Origin of the sequence: Paenibacillus cisolokensis, assembly GCF_050481165.1 — a bacterium.
Lineage (GTDB): Bacteria > Bacillota > Bacilli > Paenibacillales > Paenibacillaceae > Paenibacillus_AH > Paenibacillus_AH cisolokensis.
Genome location: NZ_JBCNFP010000209.1, coordinates 1 through 1,280, shown reverse-complemented (window position 1 = coordinate 1,280; position 1,280 = coordinate 1). Strand labels below are relative to the sequence as shown.

The following is a 1,280-nucleotide window of genomic DNA, read 5'->3' as shown; positions in this document are numbered from 1 at the left end:
TTGCGGAAAGCAGGCATTTCCAAGTCGTTCGGATTGTCCAGTCTGGCCATCTTTCGGCTGATCTTTACGCTCGTGTTTGAAGGGCGTAACTGGTTTCGTCTTCTCCACAGCGATCGCCGCGAGTCTTTGCCTGGCAAAGATGTGGTCTATCGGTTTTTAAACCACCCGCGTTTCGCATGGCGACGATTTTTGCATGCCTTGAGTCTGAAGATCGTTCAGCATTTTGATTCCTTAACCTCTTCGTCCCGCGTTCGAACGTTCATCATTGATGATTCGGTTCTTCGCAGGGATCGCAGCAAGAAAGCCGAGTTGCTGGCCCGCGTCTTCGATCATACGACGGGGAGATATACCCGCGGCTACAACATGCTCACGCTCGGATGGTCGGATGGCTTCAGCTTCGCGCCCATTGATTTTGTCATGCTCAGCTCGGCCAAGCTGGCGAATCGCTTTTGCGAGATGAAGGAGCGTTTGTCCAAGCGTACGCAAGGCTACAAACGCCGCATCGAGGCACTTTCGCGTAAGCCGGATGCGGTTGTGGCTCTGCTTGATCGAGCGATTCAGGCTGGATTCAGCGCTGACTTTGTCCTGATGGACAGTTGGTTTACCCAAGCGCCTCTGTTGCGTGAACTGATGGCTAAAGGTCTGCATGTCATTGGGATGGTCAAGGCGATGAAACAACGATACCGGCTCGACGGAAAAAGCCTAACGCTCCATGAACTGTATGCCCTGTTGCCAAAGCAGAAAAACAAAGAAATTCTTGGCTCAGTCATCGTTCAAACCGCCTGCGGTTTACCGATCAAACTGGTCTTTGTGCAAAACCGCCATCGGCGGCGGGATTGGCTGGTTCTGCTCAGCACTGATTTGGCGTTGGAAGATGCCGAGATCGTTCGCATTTACGGCATGCGTTGGAGCATCGAGACCTTCTTCAAATTTGCCAAATCGTATCTGAAGCTGGGAACGGAGTTTCAAGGTCGTTCGTTTGATATGCTCATCAGCCACACCACGATCGTGTTTACGCGTTATCTCGTGATGGAATGGGAACGTCGTCACGAAAACGACGCGCGGTCGTTGGGCGGTCTGTTCTTCCTGTTTTCCGACGAAGTTCGAGACCTGGATCTCAAAACGGCTTTGCAACATCTGATAGCATTTTTCATGGCGTTCACGGAAGCCAAGTCCAAACGGGATCAGTCTGCCGTTTTTCGTCAACTCCAGCATTGGATTTCGAGTTTGCCCAATTATATCAAGGGTTTGTTTGGACAATTAAGCTGCGAAAGTTGAGT

Annotated in this window: 1 protein-coding gene; it reads left to right on the top strand. The window is 51.2% G+C overall.

Features of this window, described 5'->3' with window-relative positions; translation table 11 throughout:
- Positions 1-1,278, top strand: a 1,278-nt coding sequence (locus ABEV74_RS23100; protein ID WP_430150067.1) for an IS4 family transposase, incomplete at its 5' end; no start/stop codon positions are given.
- Between the last annotated feature and the right edge of the window lie 2 nt (positions 1,279-1,280).